Below are 15,854 nucleotides of genomic sequence, written 5' to 3'. Positions count from 1 at the left end.
AGGTCATGTTTGCTTCTCCGGTGCGTCGCACCGCTTCGAAGCTGGTTCTCAAAGATTGAAGTCGCCTTTTGTCAGGTCGACCCAGCCATCGAGCCGGATCTCGAAATCGGCTGCTCCGTCGCCGTCCACGTCGCCGCTCACAAGCGAATATTTGTAGTTCCCATCGGCCCACCTTTCGTAGTGCAACTCCCCAGCTCTACCGCTGAAGCGACTGTCACCAATGAAATGGAAGGCCTGATCGCCATCACTTGTAATATCCGCATCGATCGCCGACAGGTCGATCTGGTCTCCCTCCGCTTGGCTGAAATTTAAGATATGGTCCCGCGTCGCCTTATTCGGCGCACTGTCGCTCACTGCACTGTAGACGAAGGTGTCCGCGCCGCTCCCACCGTACAATTGGTCCTGGCCGCCGCCCCCCTCGAGACGATCGTCGCCGTCATCACCATACAGCTGATCGGCACCTATTCCGCCATGGAGATCGTCTTGGCCTTCCCCGCCGCTCAGTAGATCAACGTCGTCTCCACCTTCGAGACGATCATTGCCGTCATCACCGTAGAGCCGATCGGCACCCGTTCCGCCATGGAGATCGTCTTGGCCTTCCCCGCCACTCAGTTGATCAACGCCATCCCCACCTTCGAGACGATCATTGCCGTCTCCGCCTTCAACAAGATCGTCGTCACTGCCTCCCTGCAACATATCGTCGCCTAGACCGCCTTTGAGCCAGTCGTTGTCGGCACCACCATCGACAGTATCGGTGCCGGTGCCACCATCAAGTTGGTCGGCCCCGGCCGCGCCGCTCAGGAAATCATCACCATCACAGCCATTGAGGATATCGCGGCCATTCTCGCCATACAGCACATCATCGCCAACATCGCCGTTGAGCAGGTCGTCGCCGCCACCGCCATTGAGAAAGTCGTCGCCACCCTGCCCCAAGAGCCGATTGGCGACATCGTTGCCAAAGAGCGTGTCGTCCCAATCCGAACCCTCGACATTCTCGATCTGGCTATAGTGATCGCCCTCGGCATCACCATTGCCACCGCGGTTGGTCCGGAGATCGACGATCACGCCGCCAGTGCTGGTGGCATAGCAGACGGTGTCGTCACCGTCGCCTCCGATCAGGACATCCCCGCCGTGGCCACCGAGGAGCTTGTCGTCGCCGGCATCACCATAGAGCCAATCGGCACCGTCTCCGCCCGCAAGCACGTCGTTGCCGGCACCGCCCAGGAGATCATCATCGCCAGCCTCACCCAGCAACGTATCGCCACCGCCGCCACCAGAAGAAGTGTCGTCGCCGGCTCCACCCCTGACCCAGTCCGTGGCGTCGTCGCCCTCGAAGACGTCATCTCCGTCACCGAGCATGGTCCAGCCGTTGCCAGCGCTTCTGGAGGCGCTTCTATGCAGGAGGCTCGCCAGATTCTTGGATTCTAATACCAATTCAAATCCTCACATCCCCATACAGGCAGATCACGCGGCAGAGATCCTCCGCGCGAGAACCGGCGCGAGGCAGCTCGGGCTGAGGAGAGAGCCTTTGCCAACAGACAGCTCTCAGAGCACAAAGTCGGCGGCGGTGAGGGCGTGGTCGGCGTCGACGGCGATGGCCAGATCCTCGCTCCTGTCGCCGTCGGTGTCGGCCAGCACGTATTGGGTCGCCCCCTTCGTCACCACCCGCACCTCCCCGGCGGTGCCGGTGAAGTTCGCATCACCGACGAATGTGAAAGCCTGATCGCCGTTGCCGACATTTCCGTCGGCATCGATCGCCGACAGGTCGATCCGGTCCCCGGAGGTGAAGTCGCGGATCGTATCCCGGACCGCCGCCGTGCTGTCGCCGACCGCGGTGTAGACGAAACGGTCCGCTCCGGCCCCGCCCTTCAGGCTGTCGGCCCCGCCGCCCCCCGTCAGCACGTCGTCGCCGGCGCCGCCCCACAGCCCATTCACCCCGGCATCCCCGGCCAGCCGGTCGTTCCAGGCCGAGCCTATCAGCTGCTCGATCCCGGTGAGGCTGTCGCCCGCGGCGTCGCCGCCCGAGGCAGCGCCGGTCGCCAGGTCGACCACCACCCCGGCGCTGGAACTGGCATAGCTCGCCGTGTCGATCCCCGTGCCGCCGATCAACTCATCCGCCCCGGCCGCCCCCTCGAGGATGTCGTTGTCCTCGCCGCCCTCGAGCTTATCGTCCCCGGCCCCGCCATAGAGCTCGTCGTCCCCGGCCCCGCCATCAACCCGATCCCTGTCGCTCCCGGCATCCACCGAGTCGTCGCCAGTCCCGCCATAGATGGTATCGACCCCAACGGCCCCGACCAGCCTGTCGTCGCCGTCGCCGCCATCAAGGCTGTCATTGCCATCCTCGCCGGACAGTACGTCATCGCCGCTGTGTCCCACGAGGATATCGCTGCCGAGTTCGCCGCCGATGATGTTGCGCCCGTCGTCCCCGACCAGCGTGTCGTCATGGCTCGACCCATACAGGTTCTCGATCTCCACCAGCACGTCGCCTTCGGCGTCGCCGCCCGCCGCCATCCCCAAACTCAGGTCCACCTTCACACCGGCCGACGAACCCTGGTAGTTGGCAAAGTCCGACCCCGACCCGCCGATCAGGTGGTCCGCTCCTGCCCCTCCCCGCAGTTGGTCGTCGCCATCGCCCCCGTCGAGCCGGTTCGCACCGTCGCGGTGCCGGTCGACACCGTTGCCGATCAGCAGGTCATCCCAGTCCGAGCCCTCGACATTCTCGACCTCCTCCAGCGCGTCGCCTTCGGCATCGCCGCCGGAGCCGCGACCGCTCGCGATATCGACCGTCACCCCCGCGGCGCTGCTGGCGTAGGAGACCGTGTCCGTCCCCTGGCCTCCCTCGATGACGTCGGCCCCCACACCACCGTCGAGATTATCGGCTCCAGCGCCTCCCCGAAGCAGGTCGCCACCATCTCCGCCACGGAGCTGGTCCTCGCCGTCACCACCCTCGAGCACATCGTTGCCGCCCTCGCCACGGAGAACATCCCGCCCTCCGCCGCCAGAGAGCCGGTTGGCGCCGTCGTCGCCGGCCAACATGTCGCTCAGATTCGACCCCTCGACTTCCTCAATGCCGACATAGGCGTCCCCCTCCGCATCGCCGCCAAAGCCGCGGCCAGCCGCCAAATCGACGGTCACCCCAGCCTCTGATCCGCCATAGCACGCCGTGTCTACGCCATCGCCGCCATCGAGCCAGTCAGCGCCGGCCGCCCCCTCGAGCACGTCGTCGCCGACGCCACCCCGCAGCCTGTTCGCTCCGGCGTCACCGACCAACTCGTCGTCCCAGGTCGATCCCTCGACATTCTCGATGCCAATATAGGCATCGCCCTCGGCGTCACCGCCAAAGCCATAGCCGCTCGTGAGATCAATCGTCACCCCTTCGATGCTGTCGGCGTAGGACACCGTGTCCACGCCCTCGGCGCCGTCCAGGACATCGCCGCCGGCACCGCCGTCGAGCACGTCGTCACCACTTTCACCAAAAAGCCGGTCATCGCCGTCATCGCCACGGAGAACGTCCGCGCCGTCATTGCCATTGAGAGCATCGTTGCCGCCCTGACCACAAAGCCGGTTCGCGCCGTTGTCGCCGACCAGTTCGTCGTTCCAGCTTGATCCGCACAGGTTCTCGATTCCCGATAGCGTGTCGCCCGTGGCGTCGCCGGCCCATCCCGTCCCGTAGCCCAGGTCCACCTTCACTCCGGCAGACGAGTCCTGGTAGCTGGCGACGTCCAACCCCGACCCGCCGATCAGCACATCCGATCCCGCCCCGCCTCGCAATGTGTCGTCACCATCACCACCGTCGAGCCGATTGACACCATGCTCGCCGATCAGCAGGTCATCCCAAGCCGAGCCCTCGACATTCTCGATTTCCTTCAGCGTGTCGCCCTCGGCGTCGCCGCCGGTCCCGCGACCGGTCGCGAGATCGACCCTCACCCCTGCGGAGCTGCTGGCATAGGAGGCTATGTCCGACCCCTGGCCTCCCTCGATGGAGTCGGCCCCCACGCCGCCGTCGAGACTATCGGCTCCGGCCCCTCCCTGGAGCAGATCGCCACCATCTCCGCCACGGAGCTGGTCCTCGTCATCGCCTCCCTCGAGCACATCGTTGCCGTCTTCGCCGCGGAGAATATCCCGCCCCCCGTTACCAGTGAGCCGGTTGGCGCCGTCGTCGCCGGCCAATATGTCGCTCAGATTCGACCCCTCGACCCCCTCGATGCCGACATAGGTGTCCCCCTCCGCATCGCCGCCAGAGCCGTGGCCAGCCGCCAAATCGACGGTCACCCCGACCTCCGACCCGGCATAGGACGCCGTGTCCATGCCATCACCGCCATCGAGCCAGTCAGCGCCGGCCGCACCCTCGAGCACGTCGTCGCCGACACCGCCCCGCAGCCCGTTCGCCCCGGCATCACCGACCAACTCGTCGTCCCAGGCCGACCCCTCGACATTCTCTATGCTGATATAAGCGTCGCCGTCGGCATCGCTGCCGAAGCCGCGGCCGGACAAGAGATCGACGGCCACGCCTTCGACGCAGTCGGCATAGGAGACCGTGTCGTTGCCGTCGCCGCCATCAAGCAGGTCACTGCCTGCGCCGCCGATCAGATGGTCATTGCCTTCGCCTCCATCGAGATAGTCGCCGCCATCCTCACCGCCCAGCACGTCGTCGCCGCCATTTCCCACCAAAGCGTCGTCACCGGACCCGCCGCTGAGGATATTGCGTCCCTCGTCGCCGACCAGTTCGTCGGTCCAGCTTGATCCGCACAGGTTCTCGATTCCCGACAGCGTATCGCCCGTGGCGTCGCCCCCTGTCCCCATCCCCGACCGCAGATCCACCCGAACCCCGGCCGAGGAGTCCTCGTAGTTGGCGACGTCCGACCCCAAGCCGCCGATCAGCACATCCGCACCCGTCCCGCCTCGCAGTATGTCGACGCCATCACCGCCATCGAGCCGGTCGTCCCCACCGCCGCCGTAGATCTCATCATCGTCGTTGGTGCCGGAGATCGTATCGGGCCCTTGGCCGCCCTCGATGACCCGAAGGCCGTCGAGCGTGTCATGGCGGTCGCCAACGTGGACGACGACACCCGCAAGCAAACCCTGAGCGGCATCGCAGCACGTCCGTCCGGCCGGCACGTCCCAGTTGGTCTCTTGGCCGAAGTGCAAGGCCATCAGGAGATGTGTGTCGCGTATAATCGTTCTCCCGCAGATGCAGCGCCCAGGTACAATCCGTGCAGACGCCGAAGGTAAGGGCAAACCCGCACATCTCCGCTGGTGGACAAAATAAAGAAGCAATCGAAATTTTCAATATAAATCAAAAATCGTTCCAACCATTATCGTTTAATTCAGAACCTATTCCGTTTATTTATTTAAATCGGTCACACAGATTTGTTAGAAAATGCAATGCAGGTGGTCGACCTCACCTCGATCCGTGAGCAGGCGTGGCCCTTCGACCACCGCCGAACTGGGTGAAGCCGAGGACCCACAAAGAGCCGACGATCTCCGCCGCACCGGAGTGGACCTCTCCCACAGCGACGTCACCAAATCACCTCCCAGATCTGGTTGTGCGTGAGGGCTTTTCTTGGGTTTCCGAATTGGGATGAACTGGTCGATCGGTGGGGGGCGGCCAAGAGGCTGGGCGCCTGCGATCGGGCAGCGAAGGTGCTGATTCAACGGTACTGGATCAGGTCGGCGCAAGACCTGCTACGGCTGTGTTTCGCCTATGCGTTGGGAGGCCTTTCGCTGCGCATGCTGACGCGTGTGCCGAGGAGCGAGCGGTGGCGTCCTTGGCAGCACCTCAAGACTTCGTCGCTGCCTAAACCCCGGGCTTCGGCTCAAAGCCCTCACAACACAGGAATTGACCCGCAAGACCTGGACAAAATAGCCCGAGTGATTCTCGCTCAATCTACTCCAAAAAAAAACGAACCGAACGTCTAGAACCGAGCTTCGGCGCTGTCTCGCTCGAGGATACCTGCATCAACGAGAACGACGTGCTCAAGAATCTCTTGCCCGACACTGGCGTCATCCTCCTTTGCCGAAACCGCTCTCCAATGAATACGCTGCTCCTCGTCGCGAAATCATGAGATCTGATAGTCGAATAATCCGTCCGCCGTCATCGACACCGCCAGGGTTTTCACAGGCGCTCCCTCGGCCATTCGAGAGAGGATGCGCCCTGCCAGCTCGGGCAGGAGGGTCCGGGACAGGATATGTTCGATCGCCCTGGCGCCGCTTTCGCGCTCGGTTGCGCGCATCCGCAATCCTTCGACCAGATCGTCGCCATAGCTGAACGTGGCACCATAGGCCTCCGCTACGCGGCGCCCTACACGGTCGAGCTGCAGCCGGACGATGCGGCGCATCACCCCATCATCAAGCGGAAAGAAGGGTACAACTGAGACCCGACCGAGGAAGGCCGGCTTGAAGGTTCGGAGGAGTTCCGGACGCAAAGCCCGCACCAATTCGGCTGCATCAGGCATGGCGTCGGGGTCGGCGCAGCGCCGCTCGATCAGCTCGGTCCCGGCATTGGACGTCAGGATAATGACGGTATTGCGGAAATCGATGTCGCGTCCCTCTCCGTCACGCAGCATCCCCTTGTCAAAGACCTGATAGAAGATGTCTTGCACGCCGGGATGCGCCTTCTCGAGTTCATCCAGCAACACCACGGAGTATGGCCGTCGCCGCACCGCCTCGGTCAGCACGCCGCCCTCGCCATAGCCGACGTAACCCGGCGGAGACCCGAGCAGGAGCGAAACCTTGTGCTCCTCCTTGAACTCGGACATGTTGATCACCGTCAGGTTCTGCTCGCCACCGTAGAGCAGATCCGCCAAAGCGAGTGCCGTTTCGGTCTTGCCGACACCGGAGGTACCAACAAAGAGAAAGACGCCAATCGGCTTTCTTGGATCGGTCAGCTTCGCCCGCGACGTGCGGATTGCCCGGGCGACGGCCTCGACCGCCTGGCCCTGGCCGATAATACGCTCCTCCATTCGATCCCGGAGCGCCAATACGCTGCGGATCTCATCGGCCACCATCCGGCCGACAGGTATACCGGTCCAATTTGCCACTACCGCCGCGACCGCTTGAGCATCGACCTCGGCGGGCATCAACGGCGCTTCGCCTTGGAGTGCAGCCAACTCCGAGCGCAGCGCCGCGTAGGCCTGTCGCATATCAGAAGCACTTGCGTCCGCCGGGCTGGCCTCTGTGCCACCCTCCTTGAAGCCCTCAAGGCGCTTGCGCTCGGCACGAATGCGATCGACCAGGCCGCGCTCGACTTGCCAGCGCTCCGTCAGCGCCTGCCGCCGCTCCTCAGCTTCGGCACGGGCCGCTTCGATCGCCGCGAGCGCCTCTGCGCAGTCGGTTCCCGTAGCCTGCTCACGACGCAGGGCGCCAATTCGAAGCTCCAACGTCGCGACTTGACGGGCAAGATCCTCGATCGCGGCCGGGGTGGTCGTCTGCGCCATTGCAACCCGGGCACATGCGGTATCCAAGAGACTGACCGACTTGTCTGGAAGCTGGCGCCCGGCAATGTAGCGCTTCGACAGACGTACACTCTCGATCGCGGCCTCATCGAGGATGCGGACGCCGTGGTGGCGCTCGAGCATGAAGACCAAACCCCGCATCATGTCGATTGCCGAAGCCTCGTCAGGTTCATCGATCTTGACGACCTGAAAGCGACGGGTCAGCGCGGCGTCCTTCTCGAAATACTTCTTATACTCCGCCCAGGTGGTTGCCGCGATCGTGCGCAACTCGCCCCGGGCCAGCGCCGGCTTCAGTAAATTGGCCGCATCCCCATGGCCGGCTTCGCCGCCGGCGCCAATCATGGAGTGGGCCTCGTCGATGAACAAGATGACTGGTCGCGGACTGGCCTGGACCTCTGAGATCACAGATTTGAGACGGTTCTCGAACTCGCCCTTGATCCCGGCACCAGCCTGCAGGAGACCGAGATCGAGCAGCCGAAGGCTGACTGGCTTGAGCGGGTCCGGGACATCGCCGGCCGCGATGCGTAACGCAAAGCCCTCGACGACGGCGGTTTTGCCGACCCCCGCCTCGCCTGTCAAAATAGGATTGTTTTGCCGCCGACGGGTCAGGATGTCGACGACCTGGCGGATTTCAGCGTCGCGGCCAAGCACTTGATCGACCAGACCGCGGCGAGCACGATCCGTCAGGTCCACCGTATAGCGATCAAGGGCGGGCGTTGCGCCGGCCGCAGGATGCGGTGCTTCGACAGCATCCTCGGATGTCGATGCCGCCGCCGGATCATAGTCGCGTGAAAGGTCCTGACGCAGCGTATCGACCGGGACTCGGCCAAGCCGCGACGAGGCGCCGCGGGCCTGCTGGGCCAGGATGTCGTTGGAGATCAATGCCGCAAGAAGATGGCCAGACCGGATATGCTGCTCGCCGTAGTCGAGCGTCGCCAGCAGCCAAGCTTCCCGCCCCCAGTTCACGACTGACGCCGACAGCGCGGGGGGATGCATGTTACCGGTTTTCAGACGCTCGAGAGATCGCGTCAAGTCGCCAGCGACCCGATCGGGATCGATTGCATAGCGCCTGAGCCAAGTCGCAAGACCGGTCTGGGAATCTTCGATCAACTTGAGCAGCCAGTGCTCGATTTCGACATTGAAGTGGCTGCTTGAGAGCGTGAGACCGGCCGCTGCTTCCAACGCCCGGCGGCAATCTGCATCAAGCTTGCTGATCAGGGATTTCAAATGGATGGCGGACATAGGGCACTCCCGCAGCGAGGCAGCCCGCGTCCGTCAAAGGCGTGCGGGCAGTGGCGACTGAAGACCATGAACGTTCTGCCGGCCCCGCAGGTCGAAAGACGCCCCGCGCCCGGCCCGCCATTTGGCGCGGCCAGGGCGCGGGATCGATCGAGGCCGATTCGGACGGGGGTGGGGGAACCGTCACGACTCTGCCTCGACGATCGGCCGTCGAGCCGGATCTCGGTACCGGGCCGACGGCAAGGGACAAGATCCGATCAGTGCGTCCACGTGTATCGGACTGCAGCCCATCGGCGCCTGCACTGCCGGACGCCTGCGCCAGTTCCCTTGGAAATCAATCCTTGCTTCACACCGATGGCGGTCAGACAGGTCGGCATTCTCGGATCTCCGTCTCGGAGGAGGACGTCATCCGAGGTCTTGAGAGGGGACGCCTGCCTCCGGCAATCAAGAATCGTGCCAAACCTGGAGAATGCTCCGACGGATCGAGAGCCACGGCCGACCGAGCAATGTAGAGGACGGTCGTTCGTCCCGGAGCAAATGTTTGCGGCTCCCGCTGCGAAACAGCTTGCGCAGTTGCGCAGGAATCTGCGCAGGCTTCACTGGACTGACATGGGCGGATCGGTGTTGCCCATCGCATAGATCCTTATCATCCGTCGCATGGCCAACCGCCGGCCCCAATCCCTCTCCGGCCGCCCGCGTCCAAAGGCCGCGACGTGCTCCCTATGAACTCCTGATGCCGGTGGCGCTGCATGTTGCGGCCGACCGCGGTGCCATCGAGAACGCTGAGGGCGGCGAAGAGCGTGGTTCCATCGCCCCGCTTTGAAATTCATGGGCGTCGCGTCCGTCGCAACCCGTAGAGATCCATCTTGCTGATCAGGCTGCGCCGCGAGATATCCAGCGCATCCGCGGCGCGCGTCTGGTTCCAGGCGTGGCGCTCCAGATAGGACTCGATGACGTTTGCTTCGAAGCGCCTCATGATTCCACGCAGACCCTGATCATCTTCAACGACCGGAAGCGACGTTTCCCGCGGCTCGACGTGGCGGGCATCGAGCACCTCGGAGGGCAGATATTGCGGTATGATCGATTGATTTGGCGGGCAGAGCAGGACCGCCCGCTCGACGATGTTGGCGAGCTCCCGGACATTCCCGGGGAACGGATAGCGGTCCAGGGCCGTCCGCACCTCCTTGTCGAGCCCCGCGATCGGCCGCTGGTGCAGCGCCGCGAACTTCCGCAGGAAATGGTCGACCAACTGCGGGAGGTCTTCCGGCCGTTCCCGCAGAGCCGGCAGGCGGATGGGAAACACCGAGAGACGGTAGAACAGGTCCTCCCGAAACTGTCCGGCCTCAATCAGGGCGCGGAGGTCCCGGTGGGTGGCTGCCAGGATGCGCACATCGACCGTGCGGCTCTTGGTATCGCCGAGCGGGCGGATCTCGCCCTCCTGGAGAACACGAAGGATCTTTGCCTGAAGATTGAGCGGCATGTCTCCGATCTCATCCAGAAGGATCGTGCCGCCATTCGCCTTCTCGAAAAGACCGATCTTGTCCTGGACCGCGCCCGTGAACGCTCCCCGTCGATAGCCGAAGAACTCGCTCTCCAGCAGCTCGGCCGGCATCGCAGCGCAATTCTGGGCGATGAACGCCTTGTCGCGCCGGGGGCTGTTGCGATGGATCGCCTGCGCGATGAGTTCCTTGCCCGTACCCGTCTCACCGGTGATCAGGACAGGGACATGGGTGTCGATGATCCGGTCGACCAGCACGAAGACCCGCTCCATCGCCAAGCTCTTGCCGATGATCGTCTCGAAACGGGCGTCCGGGGCGGCGCCCAGCTGATAGCGGAGCCGGATGTTATCGCGTCGAAGAGTGGTCTTCTCGCGATCAAGCACCTCGATGCGTGCGCCGTTGCCGACCAAGAGAGCCGCGTTCGTGAGCGCCGCCGAGGCCAGAGACGCGAAGGCCCGGGTCACCCGCTCCACGGCGTCAGACGACCATGACACATCGCCCACCGCGGCCAAGCACGGATCGCCGAGCTCCAGGACGCCGAGCGTCAATCGCCCCGGGTCGCTGAGCGGCACGACCAGCAAGGCGGTAAAGGCCGGCCCCTCCCTCTGGTCCGCCAGCATGAGGCTGCAGTCGTAGCCGGTCGGCTCACGGATATCGGCGAGCCTGACGGTGCGGCCGGTCAGCGCCGCGTGGGCCCGCGGCTCGGCCAGGTTCTGGGTCCTGCCGGCATAGAGCGGAATGGACGGCCCCGGTCCGCGAGTCTGAACCGGCTCGGGATGACAGGCCCGGAGCACGAGGAAGGTCTTCGTGGCGTCGAGCACGTAGATCCGAGCGCAACCCGAACGGGTCAGCCGGCATGCGGCCTCGAGGATCAGATCGAGCAGGCGATCGGGATCCCGCTCGGTCGCCAGCAAAGTCCCGAGTTGCAGGACCTCCTCGACGGCGTCGCAGGAAAGCCCTCTTTCGGGAGCCGGCGTGGCGGACGCCATCCAGTCGTCAGAGGGCGCGTTCTTGCCCATTGCGGCGCTCACAGGTCCTCCAATACGAAGCAGGGCCACTCGATCTCGTCATCGACGTCAGGACGGCCCAGCCAGCCGCAGAAGGAGAGCCGATCGTCGTCCGATCCCAGCGTCATACCGGTGAGTTCCTCCCACTTGAGCGTCAGTTGCAGAACGACGCTCGCAGCGTCGCGGGACAGGAACCGAAGGATGTGGATCAGTTCCCCGTAGTCTTCTCCATCGGGAAGAAGACGCATCAGGAAGCCGCGATCGAGCGGCCCGCAGACCACCCGGAAGCTGCCGGCGATGTCCTCCACAACGTCGCCGAGAACGGCCTCGCCATCCAGCGCGGCGGACCCAAGCGCCCAAAGCTGCGATGGATCGATCGAGACCTCCCGCCGCTCAAACTCGACGATTCTGAATGGAATGCCCTCGAACCAGTGCCGCAGGATCACGGCCATGCTGGCCGGCGACCGGCACCAGTGGATCGCGTGCGGGAGGATACCGAGCACCCGGTCCGCCTGCAGCCACCCGGCATCGCCCCTGCGTTCCGCCGGTATACCGGCCAGGGCCAGAAGACAGCTGATAAAAACGTCCGAGTCGCTGGATTTCAGTTCGAATCGGTACTTGCGCCAGATCCGATACAGCAGCGAGATCAGACGGTGATTGAACAGATCGAACAGATCACGGGTGTTGTCGTTCACCGTGAAGAGAAGACTTTCGGCGTAGTGGGTGGGCAGCGGCGACACTGTGCCGTTCAGACCGAAGAATGTGATGGTCAGATGCAGCCGCTCCGGAACGGGACCACCTTCAGCCGCCGGCAGCACCTCCGCGGAGACGATCTCGCTGGCCGGGAATTCGAATCCGCTATGCGTATGGAAGCGCACCACTTCCGCCTGCGCTGGACCGAGTTGGCCGATCAAGGCCCCCCCGCCCACGACTTCTTCCGTCACGGCCACCGCCCGGAAGAAATCGAAGGAGAACGGGGCCGCCGTCAAATTGGCAGCGTCGATCCGATTTGCGTCGGCCATTGGTACACCGCATTGCGATTGGCGCAGCGAAGGACAAACTGGTGACAGGAATTCACCGTCGCGAACATGCGCAGGAAGGCATCGAAGACGTCCCCGAAGAGAATGGCTGAGCCGATGCCCCCCAGTTGCATCTCGTTAACATCCAGCTGGATCCGCCGCCCCCGCACAGGAAGCCCGCGGATGAGAGTGTCCATGCCCTGCGTCTGGATACGCAGCAGGGCCTGCCCCATCTGCTCCTGGCGGCTTTGGGCATCCCGATCGTGGACGGCACGCACATTGAGTTGCGCGAGCAGGATCCGCAGCCCCTCCAGATCGATCAGCGAGTGATAGTTTCTGGCCAGCATCATCACGACCGACCAAAGGCCGTGCCGGCCGATCGGGGCGTTCACGAAAGCCGTCGGTGGCGTCAGATTGCGGAAATTGGCAAAGGTCGGAGAGTCCGTGGTCGGCTGATCGATCATGTTCACGCCGAGCGCCTCCGGGCCGAATCCGTCACAGGCGAGAACGGAGGCGACGATCGTCTCAGCTGCTGCAGGAATCGGTCGGTCGTGTCGATCGACAAAGGACAGATAGGCTTCGACGCCCTCGGATAGGCCCGACTGGAAGCGAAGCCGGTAGTAGCCGGCCGCCTGATCGGAGTTGAGAATCGCAAACTGCTCAAACGGCAGGTATGCGACACGGCGGGCGCTGCCCCGCTGCCAGCCTGCGACCTCCAGAACCTGGTACAGTCGACGCTGAACCGCTCGGCTGGAGGGTATGCGCAGCCGGTATTCGCTGCGCCGACGATGCATCGTGATCGGCTCGGCATCGATTTCGAAGAGATTGATCACAGGGGTGCAGTTCACCTGGATTTGGTCGGGGCTCAGCCGGATGTTGGTCGGGACGGCGTGTTCGAACTCGAAGATCAAAGTGAAGCTCGCTCCGAGGACCTGTCCCGGCGGCAGTCCGACGACGTCGACAAACATGAACTTGTCCGGAATCATCAGGTATTCCTGAAGAAGCCGGAATCCGTCGAAGGCGCTGTCGAGCACCGGCAACACCGCCTCGGACGGCTCGAATCCGACGGGATGGATGCAGTTCGTCTCCAACGAGATGGTGCGGCCGTCCTCGCAGAGAACCGAACAGGATCGGACATGCCTCAACAGCATCAGCCTGAGGTCGCTGGCGACGTGTCGGTCCCAGCCGAAATTGAGGAAAAGCCGGAGAGGACTGAGATCCTGAAGCTCCGCGGGCGCACCGCCAAGAAAGGCAAGACCGATCTTGAGCACGGAGCGTCCGGCGACATCACTCAACGTCGCCGCGGACAGCCGCACCGGCCGCAGTATGAGATCATGGCAGGTTCGAAAGATGAAGGGTACGTCGGCGACCGGCCGGCTCTGGACCTGCGTCCCGGCCGCGATCTTCTCATTTTTGAAGCCCGTGTCCGCACGGGCCTCGAAGCTGACGACCGACGTGCAGGGAATGGGCCGCAGCATCTGCGGCCAGAGGAGCTCGAGCAGCCCATGCGTCAGCTCCGGCAGCTCAGAGTCAAGCCGCTCCCGCAGGCGCCCAGTCAGGAATGCGAATCCCTCGAGCAACCGCTCGACGGCCGGATCCTGACTGCCGCGCATGAGGTAGGGTGCCAGACCGGGATTCTCGGAGGCGAATTCCGCTCCGAGATCCCGAAGATAGGCCAGCTCCTCTTCATAGTATCGACGCATGCTCATCGTCACAGCCTGACCTTGAAGCGTCCCCCGAGGCCGACGAAAGTCTCGATCCGGATCCGCACATCCGGATTTTCGGCCAGGGCGCCATTGAGTAGGAATTTGAGAACCAAAGAGGTCTCCGCATCATCGACATGGCTCGCCCGGCATCGGACCAGCCTCGGCTCAAACAATTCGATCTGCTCTTCGATGATCCGAACGAGCCTCGGGATGATGCCCGGGACCTCATGCAGCAGGTCGTTGAAATCAGGCAGGCCGTAGTCCGGGCGCGAGAGCGAGCTGCTCTGTCGGGAGTTGAAGAGAGCAGAAAGGTTCCCGACAATGCTCTCGATCTGCCCCGCGCCGGTCTGGCGCAGGGCGGACGGCCTGCTCAGCCGTTCCAACAACGTCCATTCCGACATGATCGCTGTACCTGATGACGCGTTCGGGATTAGGCCTTGTCCAGCTTGCCGACGAGGCCGAGCGAGAAATCGGCCCCCATATATTTGAAGTGCGGCTGGACGGTCAGCGCGACACGGAACCAACCGGGTTCACCCTCGACGTCTTCCACCCTGATCTCCGCGCGGCGCAGGGGCCGTCGCGACCGGACGCTGGCCGAAGGATTCTCCTGATCAGAGACGTATTGGCGAATCCAGTTGCTCAACTCCGTCTCCAGCTCGGTGCGGCTCTTCCAGGAGCCGATATTCTCGCGCTGCATGACTTTGATATAGTGCGCGAGCCTGCTCACGATGAAGAGGTACGGCAGTTGCGTTCCGAGCCGATAGTTGAGTTCCTCTGCCTTCCCTTCCGGCGTGTTGGAGAACACCTTGGGACGCTTGACCGAATTGGCCGAGAAAAACGCCGCGTTGTTGCTGTCCTTGCGCATCGTCAGAGGAATGAACCCCTGCTCCGCTAGCTCATATTCGCGTCGATCGGAGATGAGGACTTCCGTCGGAATCTTCGCCTGGGTCTGGCCCATGCTCTCGAAGAGATGAACAGGCATGTCCTCGACCGTGCCTCCAGACTGCGGCCCGATAATGTTGGGACACCAGCGGTAATCGGCAAAGCTCTCGGTCAGGCGTGACGCCAGGGCGAAGGCGGCATTTCCCCATAAGTAGTTCGCGCTCCGGCCTGCGGCCTCCTCCTCGAAGTTGAAGCTGCGCGCCTGGACCGATCCGGGATGATAGGGTTCGCGGAGGAGAAAGCGTGGCATGGCGAGGCCGACATATCGCGAATCCTCCGAATCCCGGAACGCGCGCCATTTCGTGAACTTGGGGCCTTCCAGGATCGCCTGAATGTCGCGCAGATTAGCCAAGCCTTCGAATGATTCGACGCCGAAGAATTCCGGAGACGCCCCTCCGATGAGCGGCGCATGCGCCATGGCGGCGACGCTCGACATGTCCTGCAGGAGCGTGATGTCCTGCGTGCCTGGTCCGAACGGCATGTCGGCGATCATCGCCGCGAACGGTCGCCCGCCGAACTGACCGAACTCGTTCGTATAGACGTGCTTGTAGAGGCCGCTCTTCGAAATCTCGGGCGAGTCCTCGAAATCCTGCAGGAGCTCCGTCTTGCTCGCGGTCAGCAGGTTCAACCGTATGTTTTGACGGAAGTCGGTCCGATCGACCAGGAACTTGACACCGCGCCACGCAGATTCGAGCTTCTGGAATGCCGGCGTATGAAGGATCTCGTTGACCTGAGCTCCCAGCTTCAAGTCGATCTCCGCCACCATGCTGTCCACGAGGCCGACATTGATGCGTTCATTCTCGGCGGATGGCTTGAGGAGTTCGGACACGAAGGCCGCGACGCCTCTTCGGGCCACGTCATACCCGTCGTCACTGGGGCGAAGCTGCGTCTTCTGAAGGATCTCGTCGAGCAGGGAACCGGATGTGGCGGTGGTCGCAGCGATTGCCGCCTGGTTGGTCAGTGCATCTGAGGGCATGAATCTCTCCAT

General features: G+C 63.5%; 8 protein-coding genes. All 8 read right to left on the bottom strand.

What is annotated here, in order from left to right:
* Positions 1–48: 48 nt before the first annotated feature.
* Complete coding sequence (locus ACTOWL_RS27770; RefSeq protein WP_441324524.1) at positions 49–1,359, bottom strand: calcium-binding protein; 1,311 nt, start codon at positions 1,357–1,359, stop codon at positions 49–51.
* A gap of 186 nt (positions 1,360–1,545) precedes the next feature.
* Positions 1,546–5,154, bottom strand: a complete 3,609-nt coding sequence (locus ACTOWL_RS27765; protein ID WP_441324523.1) for a calcium-binding protein — start codon at positions 5,152–5,154, stop codon at positions 1,546–1,548.
* Between the two features lie 905 nt (positions 5,155–6,059).
* Entirely contained in the window at positions 6,060–8,696 is a 2,637-nt protein-coding gene (gene tssH / locus ACTOWL_RS27760; protein ID WP_441324522.1) for a type VI secretion system ATPase TssH, read from the bottom strand.
* An 823-nt stretch (positions 8,697–9,519) separates the two neighbouring features.
* Positions 9,520–11,211: a sigma-54-dependent Fis family transcriptional regulator gene (locus ACTOWL_RS27755; RefSeq protein WP_441324521.1), complete on the bottom strand. Its 1,692-nt coding sequence runs from the start codon at positions 11,209–11,211 to the stop codon at positions 9,520–9,522.
* An 8-nt stretch (positions 11,212–11,219) separates the two neighbouring features.
* Positions 11,220–12,221: a type VI secretion system baseplate subunit TssG gene (tssG, locus tag ACTOWL_RS27750; protein ID WP_441324520.1), complete on the bottom strand. Its 1,002-nt coding sequence runs from the start codon at positions 12,219–12,221 to the stop codon at positions 11,220–11,222.
* Positions 12,185–13,927 carry a type VI secretion system baseplate subunit TssF gene (tssF, locus tag ACTOWL_RS27745; protein WP_441324519.1) on the bottom strand — a complete coding sequence of 581 codons (1,743 nt, stop codon included), beginning with the start codon at positions 13,925–13,927 and terminating at the stop codon, positions 12,185–12,187. Before tssF ends, tssG begins: the two co-directional genes overlap by 37 nt.
* Positions 13,928–13,929: 2 nt before the next feature.
* Positions 13,930–14,325, bottom strand: a complete 396-nt coding sequence (gene tssE, locus ACTOWL_RS27740) for a type VI secretion system baseplate subunit TssE (RefSeq protein WP_441324518.1) — start codon at positions 14,323–14,325, stop codon at positions 13,930–13,932.
* A 29-nt stretch (positions 14,326–14,354) separates the two neighbouring features.
* Positions 14,355–15,842 carry a type VI secretion system contractile sheath large subunit gene (tssC, locus tag ACTOWL_RS27735; protein WP_441324517.1) on the bottom strand — a complete coding sequence of 496 codons (1,488 nt, stop codon included), beginning with the start codon at positions 15,840–15,842 and terminating at the stop codon, positions 14,355–14,357.
* Between the last annotated feature and the right edge of the window lie 12 nt (positions 15,843–15,854).

The organism is Inquilinus sp. CA228, assembly GCF_052078665.1.
In the GTDB taxonomy this organism is placed as follows: Bacteria; Pseudomonadota; Alphaproteobacteria; order DSM-16000; family Inquilinaceae; genus Inquilinus.
The sequence above is the reverse complement of the archived record's forward strand: the minus strand, read 5'-3'. Positions and strand labels throughout refer to the sequence as shown.

Coding starts and splice junctions, on each gene's coding strand:
- ACTOWL_RS27770 (WP_441324524.1), bottom strand. CDS start 1,359: ATGCTCGGTGACGGAGATGACGTCTTCGAGGGCGACGACGCCACGGAC.
- ACTOWL_RS27765 (WP_441324523.1), bottom strand. CDS start 5,154: ATGGCCTTGCACTTCGGCCAAGAGACCAACTGGGACGTGCCGGCCGGA.
- tssH (WP_441324522.1), bottom strand. CDS start 8,696: ATGTCCGCCATCCATTTGAAATCCCTGATCAGCAAGCTTGATGCAGAT.
- ACTOWL_RS27755 (WP_441324521.1), bottom strand. CDS start 11,211: ATGGGCAAGAACGCGCCCTCTGACGACTGGATGGCGTCCGCCACGCCG.
- tssG (WP_441324520.1), bottom strand. CDS start 12,221: ATGGCCGACGCAAATCGGATCGACGCTGCCAATTTGACGGCGGCCCCG.
- tssF (WP_441324519.1), bottom strand. CDS start 13,927: ATGAGCATGCGTCGATACTATGAAGAGGAGCTGGCCTATCTTCGGGAT.
- tssE (WP_441324518.1), bottom strand. CDS start 14,325: ATGTCGGAATGGACGTTGTTGGAACGGCTGAGCAGGCCGTCCGCCCTG.
- tssC (WP_441324517.1), bottom strand. CDS start 15,842: ATGCCCTCAGATGCACTGACCAACCAGGCGGCAATCGCTGCGACCACC.